Genomic DNA, 23,747 nt, shown 5'->3' with positions numbered 1-23,747 from the left:
ATCGGGGTCAGCTGCAGGTGGCCAGGGTCAGCGCGCCGGCGGCCGAGCTGACCGAGCCGCCGTTGGCGCTGTTGTAGAGGTACCACTTGCCGCTGCCGCCGGTGTTGTTGGCGCACAACAGGTAGCTGGTGCCGTTGTTCTTGTACCCGAGCTGGGTCTTGTCCGACAGGGCGATGGTCTGCGCGGGGCCGGTCCCGCCGATCTGCAGGGTTACGCTGCCGGTGCCGGTGATGCTGTCCGGATAGGTGTTGTTGTTGCTGGTGTAGAACTGCTCCACCGCGCTGACCCCGCCGCGGACGTCGGACTGCGCCGACTTGTCCGCCGCGCCCTGGCGGTAGTTGAGATAAACCGGCACCGCGATCGCGACGAGCACGCCGATGATCACCACGACGACCAGGAGCTCGATGAGGGTGAAGCCCTCGTCGCCGGGTTTGATGCTGCGCTTCATTGGCAATCCTCCGTGTGGGTCGGCAGCCCGGGGGTTTGGCTGCCGTGCTGCCCTCGATCGGCGACCCGGCGGAGAACTTGAGGAAGGTCAGAGCGCGGCGTCGATCAGCGTCGCGGCGGCCGCGCGGGCGTGCCCGGCGGCGTCACTGGTGCCGGCGATGGCGGCGGTGGTCTGTGCGCCCTCGGCGAGGATGGCCAGCTGCGGCGCGAGCGCCGGTGGGCCGCCGGCCTCGGTGATCAGCTCGGCCAGGCGGGCCTGGAACTGCGCCTTGTGCTCGCGGACGATCCCGGCGATACCGGGCGCGGCGCCGCCCAGCTCGCCGAAGGTGTTGATGAAAACACAGCCGCGGAAGTCGTCCTCGTCGAACCAGCGGGACAGCATGTCGTAGACGGCGAGCAGCCGGTCACGAGGCGTCCCGCCGCTCGCCAGGGCCGCCTCGACGAGGTCGTCCCAGGCCTGGTGCCGGCGCCGCAGAACCTCTTCGACCAGGCCTTCCTTGGACGGGAAGAGCTGGTAGAGGCGCTTGAGGGAGACCCCGGCCTCGGTACGCAGCGCGTCCATCCCGACCGCCTGGACGCCCCGGCGGTAGAAGAGCCGGTCGGCCGCGGCCAGCACCTGCTCGCGAATCTCCTCGTCAGCCCCGACCGGCATGCGTGACCACCCTCACCTGGCGCTTCCCTTGGCACTGAGAACGTACGTTCTCTACGCTACTCCTGTCGCCGGAGAACGATCGTTCTCCGCCAGATCGAAGGAGACGGCGATGCCGTACATCAAGGTCGGAACCGAGAACAGCACCAGCATCGACCTCTACTACGAGGACCACGGGCAGGGGCAGCCGGTCGTGCTCATCCACGGCTACCCGCTCGACGGCCACTCCTGGGAGAAGCAGAGCGCGGCGCTGCTGTCCGCCGGCTACCGCGTGATCACCTACGACCGCCGCGGCTTCGGCCGGTCCAGCCAGCCCACCGTCGGCTACGACTACGACACCTTCGCCGCCGACCTCAACACCGTGCTGGAGACCCTCGACCTGACGAACGTGGTGCTCGTCGGGTTCAGCATGGGCACCGGCGAGGTCGGCCGCTACCTGGGCCGCTACGGCTCCGGCCGGGTGGCCAAGGCCGCGTTCCTGGCCTCCCTGGAACCGTTCCTGCTCAAGACCGACGACAACCCGACCGGTGTGCCGCAGGAGGTCTTCGACGGCATCCAGGCCGCGGTCACCGCCGACCGGTACGCCTACTTCACCGAGTTCTACCAGGGCTTCTACAACACCGACGACACCCTGGGCAGCCGCCTGTCCGAGGAGGCCCTGCGCAACAGCTGGAACGTCGCCGCCGGCGCCTCCTGGTACGCGTCCAGCGCCGTCGTGCCCACCTGGCTGACCGACTTCCGCGGCGACCTCGCCGCCATCGACGTGCCGGCCCTGATCCTGCACGGCACCGCCGACAACATCCTGCCGATCGACGCCACCGCCCGCGAGTTCCACAAGCGGGTCCCGCAGGCCGACTACGTCGAGATCGAGGGCGCCCCGCACGGGCTGCTCTGGACCCACGCCGACGAGGTCAACGAGGCGCTGCTGGCCTTCCTGGCCAAGTAGTCAGCGGCGAGCACGCCGAGCCCGCCCGCGATCAGCACGATGGACCCGGTCATCACGTCGTGCGCGGGCCGGCGTGGATCATTGCAGCATGCCGGTGGATCTGACCCGCACGCTCTTCGACAGCCGTGACGCCGGCTGGCGGTCGGTCGACCTGCGGCTTCTCTCGATCGCGGGGGAGGCCGACCGGGTCGAGCTGCCGGGCATCGGCGCGCAGCTGATCGACCTGCAGATCCAGGGCGCCCGGACAGTACGCAGCCGGCGCGGGCGAGGCTGGGCCGAGGGGCTGGTGCGGGCCGGGTCGCTGTCCACGACGGCGCCGCACGTCCCCAGCGACCTGCGGTGGACCTCGCCGACCGGCGACGAGCGGGTGACCCAGATCCGCCTGCTCATCCCGGCGCTGACGATGACCCGGGTCGCCGACGAGGTGGGTGCGACGCGCCCGGCCGACGCCCTGGCCTTCGACGACGACGTGCTCCGGTCGGTCCTGACCCGGCTGCATCGCGCGGCCCGCGCGGGGGTGAACGACCCGTACGCCGCGACGGCCGCCGAGTTCATCGCGGTGCACCTGCTGACCAACCACGGAACGGCGCCGGAACCGGCCGGGCCGCGCCGGGACGACGTACGCGTAGCCCGGGTTGTCGATCTTCTGCACGCACGCCTGGACACGCCGGTGTCGCTGGCCGAGCTCGCCGCCGCGGCCGGGCTCAGCCGGTTCCATCTGTTGCGCCTGTTCAAGCTGCACACCGGCGAGACGCCCGCGCAGTTCCATCTGCGGCTCCGGATCGAGCTGGCCCGGCGGCTGCTGCGCACCACCCGGGCCGGGGTCTCGGAGATCGGCCTGCGCTGCGGGTTCATCGATTCGTCCCACTTCGCGAGGACGTTCCGCCGGCACGTGGGCGCGTCGCCGTCGGACTACCGCGACCAGGCGCGGTCCTAGCCCTCGACGACGGAATCGGTGACGACGGAATAGGCGACGTCGCGCTGGGCGTCATGCTCGGCCAGGCGGGCGACCAGCGAGGCGCGGATGTCCTCGTACGTGTCCGAGCCCAGCGGCAGGCGCAGCGGCGTGCGGCCGGAGTCGACCAGGTCGACCATCGCCGCGGCGATCTTGCCGGCGTCGTTGGGCAGCCGGAACTCGCCACTGGCCAGCGCGCGCCGGACGTCGCCGGCCGGCGTCCCGTCGTACTCCGGCATGATCTCCGCGGTGTCGAGCGCGGTGCCGAACCCGGTCGGCGTCGCGCCCGGCTCGACGATGGTCAGGCCGATGCCGAACGGGGCGATCTCGCGGGCCGCCGTCTCGCAGAACCCTTCGATGCCCCACTTCGAGGCGTGGTAGTAGCCGAAGTTCGGGTAGGTGGTCTGCCCGCCGGCCGTCGACACCTGCAGGATGCGGCCGTGGCCCTGCGCGCGCAGATGGGGCAGCGCGGCCCGGATGACGTGGATCGACCCGAGCAGGTTGGTGTCGATGACCCGGCGGATCTGCTCGTCGGAGGCCTCCTCGACCGCGGCGAAGACCCCGTACCCGGCGTTGTTGACCACCACGTCGATGGCGCCGAGCGCGGCGAACGCCTCGGCCACCACCCGATGGGCCTGCTCGGCGTCGGTGACGTCCAGCCGGGCCACCCAGAGCTGGTCGCCGTACTTCGCGCTGAGGTCGGCCAGCGCCTCGGGCCGGCGCAGGGTGGCCGCGACCCGGTCGCCCCGGTCGAGCAGCCGTTCGGTGAGCAGCCGGCCGAACCCGGAGGACGTGCCGGTGATGAACCATGTCGTCATGGCCCGAAACTAGCGCCGGGCTGACCGCTCGTCCGGTCCAGGATTGCCATGTCGGGTGGCCGATGTTGCTGTCCGGCCATGTCCCGGCAACGCCGCAGCCCTGGTCGGGTCATGAAACACGGGCTAACCTCGACGGGACAACTGAAGATCCGCCGCGTACGTCGAGCGGGAGAGTCCCGAGGTCTTCGGGCGCCGTAGGAGCAACTTCTCCCCAGAATCTCTCAGGCACCGTACCGCTCGAACCAGGCGACTCTGGAAAGCCGGGACCCTCATGTCCCGCGCCGAAGGTGAAAGCCGCCACCCGGCGGTGAATCTCTCAGGCACCGATGACAGAGCGGGGAGGCTCAACCCAGCCCGGGGCGCGTGCTCCGGGAGAGAACGAGGCCTCCGCATGACCGTCAGCGCGTTCGACCTCTACTCGATCGGCATCGGCCCCTCCAGCTCCCACACGGTCGGCCCGATGCGCGCGGCCAAGATCTTCGCCTCCTCGCTGGGCGACGTGACCCGGGTGCGGGCCGAGCTGTTCGGCTCGCTCGCGGCGACCGGCCGCGGTCACGGCACGCCGGGGGCGGTCATGCTCGGCCTGGCCGGTGAGGATCCCGCGACCGTCGACGTCGACCGGGTCGAGGACCGCCTCCGGTCGATCCGCGAACATCGCAAGATCACGCTGCCGGGTGGCCGTACCGTCGTCTTCGAACCCGACCGCGACGTGGTCCTGCACCGCCGACGGTCGCTGCCGGCCCACCCCAACGGCATGACCTTCTCCGCGTACGACGAGCACGGCGCCGTGGTCGAGCAGCGCACGTTCTTCTCGGTGGGCGGCGGCTTCGTCACGGGCGCGCGGCCCGACGGCGGCATCGCGCTGGTCCCGGACACCACGGCCGTCGCGCACCCGTTCACCACCGGCGCCGAACTCCTGCGCCGCTGCCGGGAGACCGGGCTGTCGATCTCCGACCTGATGCTGGTCAACGAGCAGGCCTGGCGCACGCCCGAGCAGATCCGCGCCGAGCTGCTGGACATCTGGCGGGTCATGGCCGAATGCGTCGACCGTGGCTGCCGGCGGAGCGGCGTCCTGCCCGGCGGCCTGAACGTCCCCCGCCGCGCGCCGGACCTGTTCGCCAAGCTCAGCGCCCGGCCGGACGACGCCGACCCGCTGCACGTGGTCGACTGGGTCAACCTGTTCGCGCTGGCGGTCAACGAGGAGAACGCCTCCGGCGGGCGGGTCGTCACCGCGCCCACCAATGGCGCCGCGGGCATCATCCCCGCGGTGCTGCACTATTACGTACGCTTCGTCCCCGGCGCCTCCGACGACGGGATCGTGCGCTTCCTGCTCACCGCGGCCGCCATCGGCATCCTGATCAAGGAGAAGGCGTCCATCTCCGGGGCCGAGGTCGGCTGCCAGGGCGAGGTCGGCTCGGCCTGCGCGATGGCCGCCGGCGCCCTGTGCGAGCTGCTCGGCGGCAGTCCCGAGCAGGTGGAGAACGCGGCCGAGGTGGGCATCGAGCACAACCTGGGCCTGACCTGCGACCCGATCGGCGGCCTGGTGCAGGTGCCGTGCATCGAGCGCAACGCGATCGCCTCGGTCAAGGCCATCAACGCCGCCCGGCTGGCCCTGCACGGCACCGGCGAGCACACGGTCAGCCTCGACAAGGTGATCAGGACCATGCGCCAGACCGGCCGCGACATGCACTCCAAGTACAAGGAGACCTCGCGCGGCGGCCTGGCCGTCAACATCGTGGAGTGCTGACCCGTCCGGGGTGTGTAGGTACGGCCGGGGCGGGTAGTCGGACGACGTGGCTGACCTGGACGAGGAAGCGATCGCGTACGCCCACCGCATGTTCGACCTGGCACGCGCCGGCGACACCGAGGAGCTGGCCGGCAACGTCGCCGCCGGCCTGCCGGCCAACCTCACCAACGACAAGGGCGACACCCTGCTGATCCTGGCGGCGTACCGCGATCACCCGGACACCGTGGCCGCGCTGCTGGAGCTGGGCGCCGACCCGGACCGGGTCAACGACCGGGGCCAGTCCGCGCTGTCCGCCGCGGTGTTCCGGCAGAACGCCGTGACGGTGAAGGCCCTGCTCGCGGCCGGCGCCGACCCGGCCGCGGGCACGCCGTCGGCGGTGGCCACGGCGGAGTTCTTCAAGCTCCCGGAGATGTCGGAGCTGCTGCGCCCGGGGTCTTAGCCACGCTGGAAGGGGGCGACGGCGGACAGCAACCACAGGTTGGTCGGGACCAGCGAGCGGACCGGGCCCCAGGGCCAGGAGACGGCCAGCCTCCCCATCCGGCGGTAGCACCGGACCGCGGCGGCACGGTCGCCGAACCAGAAGAACGTGGTCGCGAACATGCCCAGGGCCAGCTCGGCGTCGATGCCGCCCGGCTCGAACCGCGGGTGCCAGACCGAGTGCCCGGCCGCCGCCCGGATCTCCGGCAGCGCGGCCCGCATGTGCGCCTTGGTCGCCGCCCGGGTGGGCATCTCCAGCGCGTGCTCCAGGTGGGCCTCCGCGACCAGGGCCGGCGTCGGCGACCCGGGCGCCGCGCTCTCCCACACCCCGAACGCGAACTTGTGCACCTGATACCAGTCGCCGCCCCACTTCGGCATCAGTTGCTGCAGGTGTTCGGTGTGGGCGAGCGGCTGCTGCGGGTCGATCGTGGACAGCCGGTGGTAGCGGCGCCACGCCTCGTCCAGGCCCACGTCCAGGCCACGGCCCGAGGTCAGCAGCATCGTCCAGACCGCCGGATCGCCCGGGTGCCGCGCGGCGCCCTCGAGGAGCACCTGCTCGGCCTGTTGCAGCCGCCGGCCGAAACCCTGGCGCCGCCGAGCGCTGACCCGCTCGAGGTCGCCGCGGATCTTCCACCCGAGGAACGTCAGGTGGTGGCCCAGCATCGCGTAGGGCGCGCTGTCCTCCGGATGGTCCCGGATCAGCCCGCGCAGCCAGTCCTCCAGGCCGCGGCCCTGCCCACCGACCCAGAGCAGCCGGGTGCGCTCGGCGGGCGTCGCCGCGTCCAGCACGGCGCGTCCGGCCGGCCAGTCACGCCGCTTCACCGCCGCCCGGAACTCGCGGGCGGCGGGCCATTTGGCGGCGGCCAGGGGTTGGAAGGCTCGTACGTTCGGCACGGCGCGCATGGTAACGGAGCCGGCCCGGGGTTCAGGCGAGCTGGTCGCGGCGGCGGGTGAGGTAGGCGGTCTCGGCGGTGTTGCCGGCCAGGTCGATGGCTTTGTCGTACGCGGACCGCGCGTCGCCACCTCGGCCCAGCCGGCGCAGCAGCTCGGCGCGGGCCGCGTGGTAGGCGTGGTAACCGGACAGCCGGTCGCCGAGCCGGTCGATGGCCGCCAGCGCCACGTCGGGGCCGTCGAGCTCGGCGACCGCGATGGCCCGGTTGAGGGCGACGACCGGTGACGGGTCGAGGACGACGAGCTGGTCGTAGAGGGCGACGACCTGGGACCAGTCGGTGTCCCGCACGTCGCGGGCCGAGGTGTGCACGGCGTTGATCGCCGCGAGGATCTGGTACCGCCCCGGCGCCACGCCGCTGGCCAGGCGTTCGCGCACCAGCCGGTGGCCCTCGGCGATCAGCGCCGTGTCCCAGGCCCCGCGGTCCTGGTCGGCCAGGGTGACCAGTTCGCCGCCGGCCGAGACGCGGGCGGTGCGGCGGGCCTCGGTGAGCAGCATCAGCGCCAGCAGCCCGGCCACCTCGCCGTCGCCGGGCAGCAGGCCGCGGATCAGCCGGGTGAGCCGGATCGCCTCGGCGGTCAGGTCGTGGCGGACCGGATCGGTGCCGGGGCCGGTCGCCAGGTAACCCTCGTTGAAGATGAGGAACAGCACGGTGAGGACGCCGGACACCCGGGACGGCAGGTCCTCCGCGGCCGGCACCCGGTAGGGGATGCCGGCCGCCTTGATCTTGTCCTTGGCCCGGGTGATCCGCCGTCCCATGGCGGTCTCCTGCACCAGGAAGGCCCGGGCGATCTCGGCCACGGTCAGCCCGCCGAGCATGCGCAGGGTCAGCGCCACCCGGCTCTCCGGCGCGAGGGCCGGGTGGCAGCAGGTGAAGATCAGCCGGAGCCGCTCGTCCTCGATGGCGCCGGTCGGCTCGGGCGGGTCGTCGACGGACAGCATCGTGGCCTCCTTCTGCTTGTCGTCCCGCTTGTTCTCACGCCGGATCCGGTCGATGGCCTTGCGGTTGGCGGTGGTGTTCAGCCAGGCGGCCGGATTGGGGGGTACGCCGTCGGCGGGCCACCGTTCGACGGCGGTCGTGAACGCCTCGGCAGCCGCCTCCTCGGCGATGTCGAGGTCGCCGAACCGCCGGGTCAGGGTGGCGACCATCCGCCCCCACTGCTCGTGGTGGGCCTGTGTGATCGCCTCGCGGATCTGATCCTCGCTCACCTGGCCAGCATCTCCTGTCGTCCGTGGGTCCCTCGCGGGCGGCCTGTCATCCGTTCTACGAACATCCTGGCCGCAATCCGACACCAGTTCGTCGGCGCCTGGAAGTTCCGGGATCTTGGCCGGCCGAAAGGCGCACTCCAGCGCTTGACGACATAGACGGACGCCTCTACGTTACGAATATTGTCCGGGATGTTTCCGGAACTTTCAGTGAGGTGTGTGCCGATGAGGTCGTTCCTTGCCCTGGCCCTGATCGCGCCCTTGACGGCGGCCCCGGCCACCCATCCGCCGGCTGCTCATCCGCCGGCCGCGTCGCCGGAGAAGGGTGGCTACGTCGCCTTCCACGACGGCCCCGGCCGCTTCCCGGTGGTGGCCGGCCGGCGGGCCGCGCCGATCGTGGTCAGCACCGCCGACCACGCCGGCGTCATCCGGGTCGCCGACGACGTGCGGGCCGACCTCGGCAAGGTCACCGGCGTGCAGCCGGTGATCGGGCACGACCGGGTGCCGGCCGGCGCCGACCCGGTCATCATCGGCACGCTCGGCAAGAGCCCGCTGATCGACCGGATCGTCGCACGGGGACGACTCGACGTCCGCGGGCTCCGCGGCAGGTGGGAGACCACCATCGAGCAGGTGGTGACCGATCCGCTGCCCGGTGTCCGGCGCGCGTTCGTGATCGCCGGCAGCGACCAGCGCGGCACGATCTACGGCGCCTACGACCTGTCCCGCCGGATCGGGGTCTCACCCTGGTCCTTCTGGGACGACGTGCCGGCCGCCCGGCACGACGCCGTCTACGTGCTTCCCGGCCGGCACACCCAGGGCACGCCGGCGGTCAAGTACCGCGGGTTCTTCATCAACGATGAGAACCCGGCCACCGGCACCTGGGCGCCCGGATACTTCGGTCCGGGCAAGGCGCCCGGTCATCCGGGCGGGCTCAACGCGGCCTACTTCGCCAAGGTGTTCGAGACCATGCTGCGGCTCAAGGCCAACTACCTGTGGCCGGCCGTGTGGGGCCGGGCGTTCGCCGAGGACGACCCGCTCAACCACGCCACCGCCACCCTGTACGGGGTGGTCATGGGCACCTCGCACGAGGCGCCGATGATGCGCGGCATCGAGGAGTGGAACCGGCACGCGGTCAACGGCACCGACCCGTACGGCGGGAACGGGCAGTGGAGCTTCGTCCGCAACTCGGCCGCGCTCAAGGCGTACTGGCGGGACGGCGCGCAACGGATGAAGGACCAGGACATCGAGGGCGTCATCACGCTCGGCATGCGCGGCAACGGCGACACCAGCCTGCCCGACGGCGACGGCATCGACCTGATGAGCTCCATCATCGACACCCAGCGGCAGATCCTGCGCGACACCGGCCTGATCGACCGGCCTCAAGTACAAACTCTGTACAAAGAAGTACAGCGCTACTGGGACGCGGGTTACCGGCCGCCGGACGACGTCACCGTGGTCTTCTGCGACGACAACTGGGGCAACCTGCGCAAGCTGCCGGACGCGTCGCTACCCGCGCGCAGTGGCGGGTACGGCATGTACTACCACTTCGACTACGTCGGGGTCGGGCGCAACTACAAATGGGCCGACACGGTCAACCTGACCAACACCTGGGAACAACTGCACCGTGCGTACGCCTCGGGCGTCGACCGGCTGTGGATGGTGAACGTCGGCGATCTGAAGAACGAGGAGGCGCCCACCCAGTTCTTCCTCGACTACGCCTGGGATCCGGACTCGATCCCGGTCACCGGCATCCAGCGCTGGCTCCGGGCGTACGCGGCGGAGAATTTTGGTCCTGGTCTCGCGCCGGCCGTGGCCGACCTGCTGCACGAGTACGCGACGCTCCAGTCGCGCCGCAAGCCTGAGCTGCTCAATCGGCGGATCACCGGCGAGACGCCCGAGGTGATCTACGACGACCAGGGCAACCCGTTCAGCCTGACCGCCTACCGCGAGATGGACCGCGTGACCGCGCAGTGGCAGACGCTCGCGGCCAAGGCCGATCGGGTCCGCCGGCTGGTCCCGGCCGCCCACCAGGACGCGTTCTACCAGCTGGCCTACTACCAGATCAAGGACACGGCGCTGGTGTACGCGCTCCGGCAGGCCCAGTTCACCAACATCGCGTACGCCGCGCAGGGCCGCGCCGCCACCAACGCCCGGGCCGACCGGGCCGAGGCGCTGTTCGCCCAGGACCAGGCGATGAGCCGCTACTACAACACCACGCTGGCCGGCGGGAAGTGGAAGGGCTGGCAGACCCAACCCAAGATCGGGTACGGCGACGTCGAACGGTACGGCCCCAACGCGCCGTGGCAGCAGCCCGAACTGAACAACGTGGCCCTGCCCGACGCGATCTACCCGCACCTGAAGCGGATCACCGTGCCCCCGGCCGCCGCGCTGGGCGTGGCCCTCGACGGCGGCGACCCGACGACCCTGCCGTCGTTCAGCCCGTGGCAGAGTCAGCCCGCGCAGTACCTCGAGGTCTACAACAAGGGCGCCACCCCGTTCAGCTACCGCATCACCGCCGCGAAGCCCTGGGTGCACGTCACCCCCGCCTCGGGCCGGGTCACCGACCAGGTCCGGGCCACCGTGACCGTCGACTGGCGACGGGCCCCGCATGGCACGACGACCGTGCCGCTCACCGTGACCGGCGCGGGAAGCTCGGTCGTCGTCCAGGCCCCGGTGCACCGTCCGTCGGTCGCTCCGTCGGGCTTCCTGGAGGCGAACGGTTACGTCGCCATGGAGGCCGACCACTACAGCCGCAAGGTCGGCGACTGGCAACTGCTGCCGGACATCGGGCGCACCGGCAACGGGCTCACCCCACGCGGGTCCTCCGGGCGGCTGGAGTACGCGATGACGCTGACCACCACCGGTCCGGTCCGCGTGGCGGCCTACCTGTCGCCCCGCAACAACGTGCTGCCGACCCCGGGCCTGCGCTACGCGGTCTCGATCGACGGCGCCACACCCCAGGTCGTCGACATCATCGGGGCGACCGGCTCGGACGACACCACGATGAATCCACAGTGGGCCCGCAACACCTCGGACAACGTCAACGTGACCCGGACCGTGCACCAGGTCGATCGGCCGGGCCGGCACACGCTGGCCTTCTGGATGGTCGACCCGAGCGTGATCGTGCAGCGTCTGGTCGTCGAGACCGCGCCGCTGCCGTACAGCTACCTCGGCCCGCCCTCGTCCCTGCGGGCCCGATCGTGAGGCGGCGAATTCTCCTCGGCCTCGGCGGCGCGGCCTTCCTCCCGGCGTTCCCGAAGCCGGCCCGCCGCCGCTGGGTGCACACCTGGGTCTCCATGCCGCAGCTGACCGAGCCGAACAACCTGCCACCCCCACCGTTCACGGGCGCCGCCTCGGTTCTCGTCGACACCACCCTGCGGCAGACCGTGCACACCTCGATCGGTGGTTCACAGCTGCGGGTACGGTTCTCGAACGCGTTCGGCGGCGCCGCGCTCCCGATCACCCGGGCCGCGGTGGCGCTGCCGGCCGGCGGGCGGGCCGGCGCCTCCGGCATCGTTCCGGGCAGCGGCCGGCCGCTCACCTTCGGCGGGCACACGTCCACGGTGGTTCCGGTCGGCGCCCAGGTGGTGTCCGACCCGGTGGCGATGCCGGTGACCGCCCGTACCAATCTGACCGTCACCGCCTACCTGGCCACCGGGCAGCAGACGCTGAACCTCACCTCACACCCCGGCTCGCGCACCACCAGCCATCTGATCAACGGTGACCACCTTCTCGACGCCGACCTGGCCGGCGCCACCCCGGTCGACCACTGGTACCTGCTCAGCGGCGTCGAGGTGCTCGCCGGCGGCGCCGCCCTGGTCATCGTCGGCGACTCGCTGACCGACGGCCGCGGCTCCACCACCAACGGCAACGACCGCTGGCCCGACCAGCTGCTCAACCGCCTGCCCGAGCGCGTGGCCGTGCTCAACCAGGCGGCCGGCGGCAACCGCGTCCTCAACGACGGCCTCGGCCCGAACGTGCTGGCCCGGCTCGACCGCGACGTGCTCGCCCTCGGCGCGGTCCGCTGGACGCTGATCTTCGAGGGCGTCAACGACATCGGCACGGCGGCCGCCACCGACACCGCCCAGCAGCAGGTCACCGCCGACCTGATCGCGGCCTACGGGCAGGTCGTCGCCCGCGCCCAGGCCCGCGACATCGACGTGTTCGGCGCGACGATCACCCCGTTCGGCGGCAACACGAACTACGACGACCCGGGCGGGCTGCGCGAACGTTCCCGGCAGACGGTCAACGCGTGGATCCGCCGAGGCGGCGCCTTCGACGAGGTGGTCGACTTCGACCGGGCCGTCCGCGACCCGGCCGCCCCACGACGTATCGCCCCGGCCTACGACGTCGGCGACGGCCTGCACCTGAACCCGGCCGGTTACGGGGCGCTGGCGTCAGCGGCGTTCAAACGCCTGCGTGACCGCCTGGGGTAGCGCCGTCCGGCGGCCGGACCGGCTGTGGCGTGCTGGTGTCAGCGGCGTCCGCGCCTTTCCGGGCGGCTGCCGCGTTCCAACGCCTGCCCGGCCGGCTGTGGCGTGCTGGTGTCAGCGGCGTTCGAACGCCTGCGCGGCCGGCTTTGGCGTGCTGGTGTCAGTGGCGTTCGAACGCCTGCGCGACCGCGTGGCGTAGCGCCGCCTGGTTCTCGTCGTGCCGGGCCGCGGTGGGCAGCGGACCCATCGCCGTCCAGGTCAGGGCCATCGTGGACAGCAGGGCCAGGATGTTCTCGGGGCTGATGGCCGGGTCGAGCGTGCCGGCGGCCTGGGCCTCGGCGATGGCGTCGAGCTTCGCGCGCAGGCCGTCCGCGTCCAGGGGCAACTCGACGCATTCGAGCCGGGCCCAGATCAGCAGGCGGATGACGTCGGGGCGCGCTCGGGCGGCTTCGTAGAGCGCAACCGCGTACCCCGGGAGGTCCTCGGCGGTGAACGGCGTCTCGTCGACGATGGCGTTCGCGTGGGCCCGGACCACCGCGCCGAACAGGGCGAACTTGTCGCCGTAGTAGGCGTACATCTGGGCCTTGCTGACCCCGGCCTCGGCGGCGATGCGGTCGACCCGGGCGCCGGCGATGCCGTGCTTGGAGAAGTCGGCGGTCGCCGCGGCGAAGATGCGACGGCGCTTCTCAGGGGGGTTCCGGGTTCTCACGGCCCTATGTTACCGACTAGTTGGTAGCAAGGCGTGCGGCCGTCGCGGCCCGGCGCCCCTAGTTACCGACTAGTTGGTAGCAAGGCGCGCGGCCAACGGGGCCCGGCGCTCCTAGTTACCGACTAGTTGGTAGCAAGACGTGCGGCTGGCACGGCCGGCGCTCTTAGTTACCGACTAGTTGGTTGCTAAGGGCGGCCCGAGGCTCGTACGTTAGTTACCAACTAGTCGGTAACTAAGGAGTTGCGGTGCTCAAGTACAGCGTCGACAAGCCCGGCGGCCCCATCAGCGTGATCGAGGCCGAGGCCCGGCCGCTCGGCCCACGCGAGGTCGACGTCCGGGTCACCCACTGCGGCGTCTGCAACACCGACGTCAGCCTCATCGACAACGCGTACGGCATCTCCCGCTACCCGATGGTCGTCGGCCACGAGGCGGTGGGCGTGGTCATCGGCGTCGGCGACGAGGTCGACCCGTCGTCGATCGCGGTCGGGCAGCGGGTCGGGGTTGGGGCGGTCGCCGGGTCGTGCCAGGCCTGCGAGTGGTGTCTGAGCGGACGGCAGAACCTGTGCCCGCGCAAGGATGTCACCGCCACCCGCGGCGGTGACGGGGGTTTCGCGAGCCAGGTCCGGGCGAGCGACTGGCGGCATGTGCAGCCGATCCCCGATGGGCTCGACCCGGCCACAGCGGCGCCTCTGCTCTGCGCCGGCGCCACCGTGTTTCCGCCGCTGCTCCGGCATGGGGTGAGGCCGATCGACCGGGTGGCGGTGGTCGGTGTCGGTGGTCTCGGCCACCTCGCGCTGCAGTTCCTCCGGGCGTGGGGCTGCCACGTCACCGCGATCTCGTCCAGCGAGAGCAAGGCCGGTGACGCGCGGCGGTTCGGGGCGCACGACGTGGTGGTGGTGGGGGAGGAGCCGCCGGCCGGCGCCTTCGACTTTGTCCTGTCCACCGTGCCCGCCGACCTGCCCTGGGACGCCTACCTGGCGGCGCTGCGGCCCGGCGGCACGCTCTGCCTGGTCGGCGTGCCGCACGGACGGCTGTCGTTCGCCCCGCTGGGGATGTTCACCGGGGAGCGCAAGGTGGCCGGCGGCAACGTCGGGACGCCGTCCGAGCAGCGGGCGATGCTCGGGTTCGCGGCCAGGCACGGCATCGCGGCCCAGGTCGAGACCTTTCCGGTCGCGCGGATCGACGAGGCGCTCGATCGGGTACGCCAGGGCACGGCCCGCTACCGCGCCGTGCTCGAGATGTGACGCCTACGGCGGGCCGACGAGGGTCAGCACGGTTTCGAGCGGGTCGAAGCCGTCCGGCATGCCGGGGGTCCGCCACGAGCCGGCCGGTTCCTTGGGCGGCAGCCACTCGGGGCGGAACATGCCGATGGCCAGGTCGAGGTTCTCCAGGTGGGGGCGCAGCTCGTCGCTGATCGGCGTACGCAGATGTTCGGCCCACAGCTGCGCCCGCAGGTCTCGCACGTCGTCGCCGGTGGTGACCACCGCCGTGGTCAGCTCGGTGTCCACCCCGGCCATCGACCGGCTGAAGAAGTTGGCCGAGCCGACCGCCGCGAACCGGTCGTCGATGATGACGATCTTGGCGTGCACGGTCAGGTGTTCGACCCGCCACAGGCCGACGTTGCGCCGCAGCCGCTGGGGCAGCGGCTCGATCACCTTCTTCTGCAGGTCGGCGTTGACCGTGCCGTTGATCAGCGGCGTGGACTCGGCCGGGTCGCGGGTGCCCGAGCCGACCAGGATCACCTTGACCCCGCGGGCCGCCGCCGCCCGCAGGTACGGGTACAGCTCGAAGCGGCGGTCACCGCCCGGGTACTCGCGGAAGTACTGGTCCTCGATGTAGATGTAGCGCTGCGCGGCGCCCAGCGCCTGCACCAGGGTCAGGTAGATCTCGTGTACGCCCTCCGGCGACCCGTCGCTGTACGGCCGCCGCTCCCACGGCAGCAGCGAGTCGATATACCACGGCCCGACCGACCGCAGAACCTGGCAGGCCGACCCCGGTGCCGGCTGGGCGGGCTGGGCCGGCGCCGGCGCGATCTCGGCGGCCATGCCCTGCGGGTTGAGCACCGGCAACCCCTTGACGGACGGCCAGACGTACCGCCGGCGCGGCAGGTTCACCGCCCCGATCCAGCGCATCCGCAGCGCCCGCCAGACATCGGTGGTGGCCGGGCCCCGGATGATCGTCCCCGCGTCGTGCCAGCCCCACCGCCCGCCGCGCACGGCCAGCCGCCGGTGGGGTGTCTCGTCGACCCGGCTGGCCGCGTAGTCGATGCCGCCGACGCCGGCCGTGAGCTCGTTGCCGCGCCGGATCAGGGTGACCTTCTGGTGGTTGGAGCCGACGCCCGACCCGGACCAGTCGAGCAGGACCCGGTCGGCCAGCGGCGGCGGATCCGTACGCGGGTCGCCCTTGGGCCGCCAGCGTCGCAGCCGATGGGCCGAGCTGACGTTCTGGTGGAACGGCCCGATCGTCGGCCGCACGATGCTGCTGCTGACCACGGCGCCGGCCAGGATCACCCGGACGTCGACGCCGTCTCTCGCCAGCCCGGCCAGGATCTCGCCCAGGGCCTGGTAGCCGGGCTCGCCGGGCTGCTTGCCGGTGAGGTCCATCGCGGGCTCCAACTGCAGACCGCAGATGTACGCCGCGTCGCCCGGCCCGAGCGACGTCAGCAGCTCGCGCATCCGCCGCATCCACACCCGCCCGTCCACGACGAACTCGACCGACGAGTTCTCGTAGTGCGGGGTGATCGCGGGGGAGAGGTACCGGTCCACAAGATCGTCGAGCGACGTCATGGCCAAGACCATATAAACGCCGCCCTGCTCACCGCGACCCTCAATCGAGACCGGGGTCGCCATGGCTGCCGCCGATGTGCACAAAACCGGCCCACAACAGCGGCTCGTCCGGATATCGCGCACGGAGCTGGACGACGGCGTCGGCCAGGGCCGCGGCGGTGTCGGCGGCGCCACCGATTCGCAGGCGCAGGTAGAAGGCGCGTGCCGCCCTCGCCGCGATCGCGTCGGCGACCGCCCACATCGTGCCGACCACGGCGCGGAAACCGGACAGGAACAACGCGGTGCCGAGGTGGATCGACTCGTCGGCGAGGCGGGCGCCGGTCGTCGCGGTCCGGCAGGCTGACAGGTAGGCGAGTTCGGCGTCGTCGCGGTGCGCGGCGGCCAGGTCGAGCACGGTCAGCACGCCGTCGGCCAGGGCAATGCCCCCGGCCGCGGGGTCGAGCCCGTTGTGGAGTCCGTGGCTGGCGACATGCAGGAAGCGGTGCCGGCCCAACTCGTCCAGGACGGTCCGCCGGGTCGCGCGGAGGTTCAGGAACGAGGAATGCCGGGCCTCGGGCACCGCCTCCATGACGGCCGCGACCTCGGCCCGGACATGCGGCAGGGGCTGGGCGGCGCGGTGCTCCTCCACGGCGATGGTGAGCAGGTCCTCGATCGTTCCGGCCGGCGCCGGCCGGGCCAGGGATCGGGCCAGGGCGGTCAGGCTGGGCACGTACGAGCAGATCGCGACGTCGGCCAGGCCCGACGCGCCGGCCCGATCGTGCGCGGCGTGCAGCGGGAGCAGCGACAGCAGGCCGGTCGGGCACCAGATCAGCCGGTGCCGGCCCGCGCCCGGTGGGATCGCGTCGAGGACCGGCCGGGCCACCGACTGCCAGAGCCAGCCGAGCAGCGGCCACAGCCGGCCGCTTGCGTCGGCGGCGCCGCCCCGCTCGTACTCGTGCAGCAGATCGAGGAACTCGCCGCATCGTCGCACCAGGTCGTCGTAGCGCAGATCCGGCAGTTCGACGACCCGCACCCCGCCGGCGGAGACCAGAATGGCGTCGCAGCGCCATGCCTTCACCACCACGACGATGACCAGACGGCGGCCCAGCCGGGCGATGAGATCGTCCAGCCGGAAGCCGTCGCCCTCCGCCGCCGGCACGTCCGCGGTGGTCTGCCGCCACAGGAGGAGGCGTCCTCGCTCGAGGTAGCCGACGGCCCGCTCGGGCTGCCCGGCCGCGACGGCGAAGGACGCGGCCGACGACGCGAGGTCCTGGAACTGTTCCACCGCCCTCTCCTGGTCGGCTCGCGGCAGGTCTTTCGGCGCGGCGATCTCCAGCAGGTCGACGACCTCGTCCCAGGCGTCGAGGGCTTCCTCCGGGGTGGCGTGCCGTTCGGCGACGTGTGTCCAGACGATGCCGGCGTTGAAGCGCGTCAGCGCGGACGGCAGGGTGGAGCGGACGATCTCGCGACACAGCTCCGTCACGTCGGCGGCCGTCGCCGGATCGTCGGCCAACAGCTGCGCCAGCGACAGGACGGCCTCGTACCGCAGAGGCTCGTCGGCGCCGTAGTGCGTCACCACGTCACGGAGGATCGCGAGCGCCTCCGTACGGTCGGACTCCTCCGCCGCCTCGGTCCTGGCCCGCCTGGCCAGGGCCCGGGCGAGCATGGCGTGCCGGTCGAGGCGCTGTGGATGGATCGACGGCGTAGCGTCCAGCGCCATCCGGAAATGAGTGACCACCTCGGTCAGATCCACGGCGTCATCACCCTCGCTGTCCATCTGCAGCAGGCATGACGCGAGGTTGTGGTGAACCGTCGCGTACATCCGCTGCGTCGGGTCCGAAACGAGGGTGAGCGCATCGCGCAACGCCTGAACGGCGCGGACGAGGTCGTCGGCGTCCCGGTCCAGCCGGAACCGGCGCCGGTACGCGCCGGCGACCCCGTTGTGGACCGAGATCCGGGTCGCCGCCGGGGTGTCGTCGTCCACGGCGGCCAGTGCGCGCTCGATCTGTTCGATCGACTCGTCGAGGTCGCGCCGGGCGCCACGGAGTTCGAACCGGTGGGCCAGTTTCTCGCTCAGGTACACCAGCCGGTCCCGGAACCAGGGCGAATCCGCCGTGGTCACCATGACCGAGTCCCGCATCGTCGCGATGGAGCGGTCCAAGTCACCGAGGTCGCCGCCGACGTTGTGCCGCGACGCCAAGGCCCCGGCGAGGTCCGAGAGGACGATGCCCCGCAGGCATCGCCCCATGATCCTGGGCAGCACCGCGTCGGCCAGGCCGACGCACTCGGTGAGGTCGCGTTCGTCGGAAGTCTCGGCTACCCGCGAGAACAGCACACTGACGAGTCTGACCTTGCTGACAACATCCCGGGGTTCCAGGAGCGCGGTGGCGCGCAACACGGCGGCTACGATCCGGGAGCTGACATCCCGGTTCCCTGGCCCGCGCGCGAGCCGATGGTCCCATTGCCGGAGGGTCAGATGTGACGTCGCCGATGTTGTGAGTCGCCGCGTCACGTCGAGCTCTTCAGCCCGGCCGGCGGCCGCCATGGCTCCGAGATCGGCGTCCATGACGTCCGAGAGAGGCGCCGCGTCCAGGATGTGGCCGGCGATGATGTCGAGGGCCCTCTCCTCTTCCCAATGGTCGGTGAGCGATCGCGCCCGATCGAGGATCGCCACCAGCCGGGCGGTGGCGGCCGTCGGGAGACCCGGTGCCAGCGAACGGCCGACCTCCCCCAGGACCAGCGCGTTGTACGCGTAGCCCATACGGACCCGCGGTTCCTCGACGGTCAGGATCTCGTCGGAGTCCAGGGCCTGGAATGCCCGGAACCAGTCCTCGACGACACCGGAACGCGCGTACCGCCAGAGCATGGCGTCGGCCAAGGCGAGTCTGGAGGTGCCGTCGGACGCGGTCTTCTCGGGGAGTGACTCCATCACCGCGATGGCGGCGTCCAGATCAGCCGGGTCCCCCAGCGCCTTGAACCGTGCCATCAACGCGTTGGCGTGCATGGGCATGAACGGTGGAAAGCTCGCACCCAGGGCCGCCGCCATCTGGACCATCACGGTCCCGTTCTCCTCGGTCTGGTCCCGGTTGAAGCGGCGCAGCGCCAACGAGTAGAGCGGCATCGCGACGACCGGTTGCCGGGAGCGGGTGAGGCGCGGCACCGCGGGCTCGGCTGCGCGGATAACCGCGTCGAGGGCAGCGGGCGGGTGCTCCAGATCGCGAGCCGCCCACCCGGAGATGAGCTGACCCAGCGCCGAGCCGATGTCATCGCGGACCTCCGGCGGCAGGTCCGGAAGGTCTACACACCCGGCCAGAATCGCTATCAGTCGTGCCAGGTCCGCGTGGGGCAGCCCAAGGTCGGTCAGCAGCCGATCCTGAAAGGTGACCCAGTAGCGCATCAGATCGAAGGCGATGTGTTCCCGGGCCGGACCGTCGTCGACGGCGTCGAACAGGTCGATGGCCGCCCGCAGATCGCACACCCGCCCATCGCTCTGAAACCGGGCCAGCATCGTGCCGAGAAGGAATTGCAGGGCGTCCTGCGCGACGGGCATGTCCCTCGCGGCGGCGGTCAGGGCTGACGCCAGGCGGCTGCCCGACTCGGCGTCGTCCGGGCATGCCCGGGTCGCGCGGACATACTCAGCGCCGACTCGCAGGTTGAAGTCCTCGTCCTCACCGCTGAGCAGCAATGCCCTCGCGGCGGCGCCGACCGAGTCGAAGAGGTCCTGCGAGTTGCCGTCGGCGTCATAGCGGTCGCACAACAGCGACGCGAGCAGCGCTTGGAGAGCGGCCGCCTGTTCGCCGTCGGGGGCCGCTCTACGGATCCGGGCCCGGATGCGATGAACCGCGGCTTCCAGGTCCGTACGCAGATAGGCGGCGTAGTAGCGCGACATCACCACGTAGTCGTACGCCTCCGAGCCGACGCCGTCGTCGTCCGCGTCGGCGCTCAGCTCCGCCAGCACCATGTCCAGCGTGTCCCGCGACGGGTCCAGCTCGGCCCGCCGGCGCCAGGCCAGAAGGCGGGCGGTCCGCGCCGCCCCGTCGGTCGTCGCCTCCGCCATCAGCTCGAAGAGGCTGATCGCCTCGCGGAACGACGCTTCCGTCCGGGTGAGCTCCCAATGGAGGATCAGTCCCGAGGCGAGCCGCCCCAGGTCGTCCGCGTCTGACGTCTGTTCCGCCAGGTCACGGGCGGCCGCAACGGCTTGCTCGGACAGCCCGGGGTCGTCGTCCTCGAGGACGCGGTCGAGCAGGTTGTCCGCGCGTTCCCGCCATGCGGCAAGGGTGTCCGGGGCATCCGCGTCCACCTGTCGACCGTAACAAGGCCGGTCGGCGCTGGCTCACACTCGTGGTGGAGCGGCGATAGGATCGGGCGTGATTCTGCCGAAGGTGCGTGATCCTCGCTTCGTGACGGTGCGGCGGGGCGGCAGCCTCACCGATGCCGATCACCAGCTGCTGGCGCTGTGGGCGGCCACCTGCGCTGAGCACGTGCTCGGCCTGTTCGAGGCGGTCCGGCCCGACGATCCGCGGCCGCGCCAGGCGATCGAGCAGGCCCGGGCCTGGGTGCGCGGCGAGGTCAAGATGATGCAGGCGCGCGCGGCGGGCGGCCACGCCATGGGAGCGGCCCGAGACCTGCGTGGGGCGGCCCGGTTCGCCGCGTACGCCGCCGGCCAGGCCGCGGTGGTCGCCCACGTCGCCGCGCATGAGCTCGGCGCGGCCGCCTACGCGATCAAGGCCGCGCGGGCGGCGGCGCCGGAGGGCGCGGGCGACGCGGCGGCGCGAGCCGAGTGCCAGTGGCAGCGCGACCAGCTGCCGGACGCCGTCCGCGGCCTCGTGCTGGACGATCAGAGGCTGCGCAACGACCTCTGCTGGTCGGCTTTCACCGGCTGACCGGAAAGCATTACCTTTTCCGACCCATCCGGCACCTGACTTGCCCCGAATGACTCATGACAGATCATGACGATGAGGGGTAAACGATGCGAATCACCAAGCTCACCGCGCTCGCCGCGGCCGGTCTTTTCACGCTTTCGATCGCCGCGTGCGGCAGTGACAGCGACACCGGCGGCGGGACCGAGGCGGCCGCGCCCGCTCCGACGACGATGGCCAGCTCGGCGCCGGCGATGATGGCCGGGGCCAACTTCGGGCCGGGCTGTTCGGCCGTGCCGACGGACGAGTCCAACCCGGGCAGCTTCGCCTCGATGGCCAAGGTGCCGGTGGCGACCGCCGCCTCCGGCAATCCGGTGCTCTCCACGCTGGTGGCCGCGGTCAAGCAGGCCGGCCTGGTCGACTCGCTGAACACCGCGCCGGATCTGACCGTCTTCGCGCCGGCCAACTCGGCCTTCGACAAGATCCCGGCCGCCGACCTGAAGAAGGTGCTGGCCGACAAGAAGACCCTGACCAGCATCCTCACTTATCACGTGGTGGCCGGGAAGCTCACGCCGGAGCAGCTGGCCGGCACCCACAAGACCCTCGAGGGCGAGTCGCTCTCGGTGGAGGGCAGCGGCGAGGACTTCAAGGTGGACGGGCAGTCGGCCGTGGTCTGCGGCAACGTGCAGACGGCCAACGCCAACGTGTACATCATCGACACGGTCCTGATGCCCAAGTAGTGACCACGGCCCCCACCCAGCGCTGAGGAGAAGAGGCATCATGCGCCGCATCATTCCGGCCGCGCTGCTCGGGGTACTTTCCGCCGCGGGCGGGGTGGCAGTGGGCGAGCTTCTCGCCGCCGCCACCCGCCCGCCGGCGGGGCCACTGGTGGCGGTGGGTGGCGCGATCATCGACGCCACGCCGACCCCGGTGAAGGAGTTCGCCGTCCGGCAGCTCGGCACCTACGACAAGCCGGTGCTGCTCGGCTCCATCGCGCTGGTGCTGGCCCTGTTCGCGGCCGGGCTCGGCGTGCTGACCGTCCGGCGGCGCGGGGCGGGGGTCGCCGGGGCCGTGCTGCTCGGGGTGGCGGGCGCCGCCGCCGCGGTGTCCCGGCCGTCGGCGGGGTGGTTCGACGCGGTGCCGTCGCTGGTCGCGGCGGCCGTGGCCGGTGGCGTGCTGATCGCGGCGACCACCCGGAGCGTCCAGGTCGCGCAAGAAGGCAAGCCTTTTCTCGTACGCGTGGATCGTCGCGCTTTTCTCAAGACCGCCGCCGTCATCGCGGGTGGAACCGTTGCCGCCGGTGGCGCCGCCGGAATCGTGCAGCGGGCGCGCGGCGGAGCCCTGACCGAGTCACGGGCGGCGATCCGGCTACCGGCGCCGGCCGACCCGGCCGCACCCCGCCCCACCGGCGTGGGAGCGGGATTCATGACCCGCAACGCCGACTTCTACCGCGTCGACACCGCGCTCACCGTCCCGCGCATCGACCCGGCGTCGTGGCGGCTGCGGCTGCACGGCATGGTCGGCCGCGAACTGAGCCTGAGCTTCACCGACCTGCTCGACCGGCCGCTGATCGAACGGGACATCACCCTGAACTGCGTCTCCAACGAGGTCGGCGGGCCGTACATCGGCACCGCCCGCTGGCTGGGCGTGCCGCTGGCCCCGCTGCTGCGCGAGGCCGGCCTCGATCCCACGGCCGATCAGCTGGTGGCCCGCTCGGCCGAGGGCATGACGATCGGCACCCCGGTGGCGACGCTGCTGGACGGCCGCGACGCGATGCTCTGTGTCGGCATGAACGGCGAGCCGCTGCCGCTCGACCACGGCTTCCCGGTGCGCATGCTGACCCCCGGCCTGTACGGCTACGCCGGCTCCTGCAAGTGGCTGACCGAGCTCGAGCTGACCACGTTCGCCGACTTCGACGCCTATTGGGTACGCCGCGGATGGGCCGCCCAGGCGCCGGTGAAGACCGCCTCCCGGATCGAGCGACCGCTGCCGTTCGCGCAGCTCAAGCCCGGTCCCGCAACGGTCGCCGGAGTGGCCTGGGCGCAAGGGCGGGGGATCAAGGCGGTTGAGGTACGGGTGGACGACGGCCCGTGGCGACCGGCCGAACTGCTGCCCGTGCCCTCGGCCGACACCTGGGTCCAGTGGCGGCTGACCTGGACCCCCGAACCGGGGCCGCACACCCTGGCGGTGCGCGCCACCGACCAGACCGGCGCCCGTCAGACCGAGGCCCGCGCGACCCCGTTCCCGTCCGGCGCCACCGGCTGGCACACGATCACCGTCACGGCCTCATGACGAGGGCAGCGCCGACTCGACGGCGGCGACCACCTCGGGGGAGTCGGGCTGGGTCTGCGGGCTGAACCGGGCCCGGATCGCGCCGTCCGGCCCGACCAGGAACTTCTCGAAGTTCCAGCGGATGTCGCCGGAGTAGCCCTCGGCGTCCGGCTCGTCGGTCAGCGCCCGGTACAGCGGGTGCCGCCCGTCGCCGTTGACCTCGACCTTCTCGGTCATCGGGAAGGTCACGCCGTAGGTCGCGCTGCAGAAGTCGGCGATCTCGTCGGCGGTGCCCGGCTCCTGGCCGCCGAACTGGTTGCACGGCACGCCCAGCACCGAGAACCCCCGCCCGGAGTAGCGCTCGTGCAGCTCTTCCAACGCCGCGTACTGCGGGGTGTTGCCGCAGCGGGACGCCACGTTGACGACCAGGGTGGCGGCGCCGCGGAACTGGGCCAGGTCGAGCGGCTTGCCGTGGAGATCGGCGATCTGGGCGTCATAGATGGTCGGCTGCGTCAC

Annotated in this window: 19 protein-coding genes and 1 riboswitch; of the genes, 10 read left to right on the top strand and 9 right to left on the bottom strand. The window is 71.7% G+C overall.

Annotated elements, in window-relative coordinates; genetic code table 11:
• Positions 1–7: 7 nt before the first annotated feature.
• Positions 8–448, bottom strand: a complete 441-nt coding sequence (locus tag AB0O15_RS39040; RefSeq protein WP_364330055.1) for a prepilin-type N-terminal cleavage/methylation domain-containing protein — start codon at positions 446–448, stop codon at positions 8–10.
• 87 nt (positions 449–535) lie between these two features.
• The gene (locus AB0O15_RS39035) at positions 536–1,099 is read right to left on the bottom strand and encodes a TetR/AcrR family transcriptional regulator (RefSeq protein ID WP_364330052.1); all 564 of its coding nucleotides are present in this window, start codon (positions 1,097–1,099) and stop codon (positions 536–538) included.
• 109 nt (positions 1,100–1,208) lie between these two features.
• Here AB0O15_RS39035 and AB0O15_RS39030 point away from each other — a divergent pair, with 109 nt between their 5' ends.
• Both AB0O15_RS39030 and AB0O15_RS39025 read left to right on the top strand, forming a co-directional pair.
• Positions 1,209–2,042 (top strand): alpha/beta hydrolase, encoded by an 834-nt coding sequence (locus AB0O15_RS39030; RefSeq protein ID WP_364330049.1) that lies wholly within the window; start codon positions 1,209–1,211, stop codon positions 2,040–2,042.
• An 88-nt stretch (positions 2,043–2,130) separates the two neighbouring features.
• Entirely contained in the window at positions 2,131–2,979 is an 849-nt protein-coding gene (locus AB0O15_RS39025; RefSeq protein WP_364330046.1) for a helix-turn-helix domain-containing protein, read from the top strand.
• Here the strand turns inward: AB0O15_RS39025 and AB0O15_RS39020 are convergent.
• Positions 2,976–3,815, bottom strand: a complete 840-nt coding sequence (locus AB0O15_RS39020) for an SDR family oxidoreductase (RefSeq protein ID WP_364330043.1) — start codon at positions 3,813–3,815, stop codon at positions 2,976–2,978. The two genes, AB0O15_RS39025 and AB0O15_RS39020, sit on opposite strands and share 4 nt — an antisense overlap.
• Before the next feature lie 156 nt (positions 3,816–3,971).
• Positions 3,972–4,061, top strand: a riboswitch (glycine riboswitch).
• Between the two features lie 145 nt (positions 4,062–4,206).
• Here AB0O15_RS39020 and AB0O15_RS39015 point away from each other — a divergent pair.
• Together AB0O15_RS39015 and AB0O15_RS39010 are read left to right on the top strand one after the other, a co-directional pair.
• On the top strand, positions 4,207–5,562 hold the full coding sequence (locus AB0O15_RS39015; RefSeq protein ID WP_364330040.1) for an L-serine ammonia-lyase: 1,356 nt from the start codon (positions 4,207–4,209) through the stop codon (positions 5,560–5,562).
• Between the two features lie 46 nt (positions 5,563–5,608).
• A complete protein-coding gene (locus AB0O15_RS39010; protein WP_364330037.1) occupies positions 5,609–6,001 on the top strand; it encodes an ankyrin repeat domain-containing protein in 393 nt (130 codons plus the stop codon).
• On the opposite strand, the gene AB0O15_RS39005 is transcribed toward AB0O15_RS39010, so the two are convergent.
• Positions 5,998–6,933 carry a hypothetical protein gene (locus AB0O15_RS39005; protein ID WP_364330034.1) on the bottom strand — a complete coding sequence of 312 codons (936 nt, stop codon included), beginning with the start codon at positions 6,931–6,933 and terminating at the stop codon, positions 5,998–6,000. The two genes, AB0O15_RS39010 and AB0O15_RS39005, sit on opposite strands and share 4 nt — an antisense overlap.
• Positions 6,934–6,964: 31 nt before the next feature.
• Positions 6,965–8,137 (bottom strand): RNA polymerase sigma factor, encoded by a 1,173-nt coding sequence (locus tag AB0O15_RS39000; protein WP_364330134.1) that lies wholly within the window; start codon positions 8,135–8,137, stop codon positions 6,965–6,967.
• A gap of 282 nt (positions 8,138–8,419) precedes the next feature.
• Here AB0O15_RS39000 and AB0O15_RS38995 point away from each other — a divergent pair, with 282 nt between their 5' ends.
• Both AB0O15_RS38995 and AB0O15_RS38990 read left to right on the top strand, forming a co-directional pair.
• Positions 8,420–11,398, top strand: a complete 2,979-nt coding sequence (locus AB0O15_RS38995; protein WP_364330031.1) for a glycosyl hydrolase 115 family protein — start codon at positions 8,420–8,422, stop codon at positions 11,396–11,398.
• A complete protein-coding gene (locus AB0O15_RS38990; RefSeq protein ID WP_364330028.1) occupies positions 11,395–12,630 on the top strand; it encodes an SGNH/GDSL hydrolase family protein in 1,236 nt (411 codons plus the stop codon). Before AB0O15_RS38995 ends, AB0O15_RS38990 begins: the two co-directional genes overlap by 4 nt.
• Positions 12,631–12,787: 157 nt before the next feature.
• Here AB0O15_RS38990 and AB0O15_RS38985 read toward each other — a convergent pair whose 3' ends face one another.
• Positions 12,788–13,336, bottom strand: a complete 549-nt coding sequence (locus AB0O15_RS38985) for a TetR family transcriptional regulator (protein WP_364330025.1) — start codon at positions 13,334–13,336, stop codon at positions 12,788–12,790.
• A gap of 245 nt (positions 13,337–13,581) precedes the next feature.
• Between AB0O15_RS38985 and AB0O15_RS38980 the strand changes: the two genes are divergently transcribed.
• The gene (locus AB0O15_RS38980) at positions 13,582–14,580 is read left to right on the top strand and encodes an NAD(P)-dependent alcohol dehydrogenase (protein ID WP_364330022.1); all 999 of its coding nucleotides are present in this window, start codon (positions 13,582–13,584) and stop codon (positions 14,578–14,580) included.
• Between the two features lie 3 nt (positions 14,581–14,583).
• Here AB0O15_RS38980 and AB0O15_RS38975 read toward each other — a convergent pair whose 3' ends face one another.
• Together AB0O15_RS38975 and AB0O15_RS38970 are read right to left on the bottom strand one after the other, a co-directional pair.
• Positions 14,584–16,122 (bottom strand): phospholipase D-like domain-containing protein, encoded by a 1,539-nt coding sequence (locus AB0O15_RS38975; protein ID WP_364330019.1) that lies wholly within the window; start codon positions 16,120–16,122, stop codon positions 14,584–14,586.
• Between the two features lie 40 nt (positions 16,123–16,162).
• Positions 16,163–20,401, bottom strand: coding sequence for a CHAT domain-containing protein (locus tag AB0O15_RS38970; protein WP_364330016.1), 4,239 nt, complete (start codon positions 20,399–20,401; stop codon positions 16,163–16,165).
• 67 nt (positions 20,402–20,468) lie between these two features.
• On the opposite strand from AB0O15_RS38970, the gene AB0O15_RS38965 reads away from it, so the two are divergent.
• From AB0O15_RS38965 to AB0O15_RS38955, 3 genes are all read left to right on the top strand, one after another.
• Complete coding sequence (locus AB0O15_RS38965) at positions 20,469–20,984, top strand: putative immunity protein (protein WP_364330013.1); 516 nt, start codon at positions 20,469–20,471, stop codon at positions 20,982–20,984.
• A gap of 86 nt (positions 20,985–21,070) precedes the next feature.
• Positions 21,071–21,700, top strand: a complete 630-nt coding sequence (locus AB0O15_RS38960; RefSeq protein ID WP_364330011.1) for a fasciclin domain-containing protein — start codon at positions 21,071–21,073, stop codon at positions 21,698–21,700.
• Positions 21,701–21,740: 40 nt separating this feature from the next.
• Positions 21,741–23,252, top strand: coding sequence for a molybdopterin-dependent oxidoreductase (locus AB0O15_RS38955; protein ID WP_364330009.1), 1,512 nt, complete (start codon positions 21,741–21,743; stop codon positions 23,250–23,252).
• Here the strand turns inward: AB0O15_RS38955 and AB0O15_RS38950 are convergent.
• Complete coding sequence (locus AB0O15_RS38950; RefSeq protein WP_364330006.1) at positions 23,247–23,747, bottom strand: glutathione peroxidase; 501 nt, start codon at positions 23,745–23,747, stop codon at positions 23,247–23,249. The two genes, AB0O15_RS38955 and AB0O15_RS38950, sit on opposite strands and share 6 nt — an antisense overlap.

Source organism: Actinoplanes sp. NPDC089786, from assembly GCF_040684855.1.
Classification (GTDB): Bacteria; Actinomycetota; Actinomycetes; order Mycobacteriales; family Micromonosporaceae; genus Actinoplanes.
This window is presented reverse-complemented; position numbering and strand designations above follow the sequence as displayed.

What these genes read in the sequence shown, in the direction of transcription:
- AB0O15_RS38975 (WP_364330019.1), bottom strand. Translation starts at nt 16,122, where the DNA reads ATGACGTCGCTCGACGATCTTGTGGACCGGTACCTCTCCCCCGCGATC.
- AB0O15_RS39025 (WP_364330046.1), top strand. Translation starts at nt 2,131, where the DNA reads ATGCCGGTGGATCTGACCCGCACGCTCTTCGACAGCCGTGACGCCGGC.
- AB0O15_RS39040 (WP_364330055.1), bottom strand. Translation starts at nt 448, where the DNA reads ATGAAGCGCAGCATCAAACCCGGCGACGAGGGCTTCACCCTCATCGAG.
- AB0O15_RS38995 (WP_364330031.1), top strand. Translation starts at nt 8,420, where the DNA reads ATGAGGTCGTTCCTTGCCCTGGCCCTGATCGCGCCCTTGACGGCGGCC.
- AB0O15_RS39015 (WP_364330040.1), top strand. Translation starts at nt 4,207, where the DNA reads ATGACCGTCAGCGCGTTCGACCTCTACTCGATCGGCATCGGCCCCTCC.
- AB0O15_RS38955 (WP_364330009.1), top strand. Translation starts at nt 21,741, where the DNA reads ATGCGCCGCATCATTCCGGCCGCGCTGCTCGGGGTACTTTCCGCCGCG.
- AB0O15_RS39030 (WP_364330049.1), top strand. Translation starts at nt 1,209, where the DNA reads ATGCCGTACATCAAGGTCGGAACCGAGAACAGCACCAGCATCGACCTC.
- AB0O15_RS38960 (WP_364330011.1), top strand. Translation starts at nt 21,071, where the DNA reads ATGCGAATCACCAAGCTCACCGCGCTCGCCGCGGCCGGTCTTTTCACG.
- AB0O15_RS39035 (WP_364330052.1), bottom strand. Translation starts at nt 1,099, where the DNA reads ATGCCGGTCGGGGCTGACGAGGAGATTCGCGAGCAGGTGCTGGCCGCG.
- AB0O15_RS39000 (WP_364330134.1), bottom strand. Translation starts at nt 8,137, where the DNA reads ATGGTCGCCACCCTGACCCGGCGGTTCGGCGACCTCGACATCGCCGAG.
- AB0O15_RS39020 (WP_364330043.1), bottom strand. Translation starts at nt 3,815, where the DNA reads ATGACGACATGGTTCATCACCGGCACGTCCTCCGGGTTCGGCCGGCTG.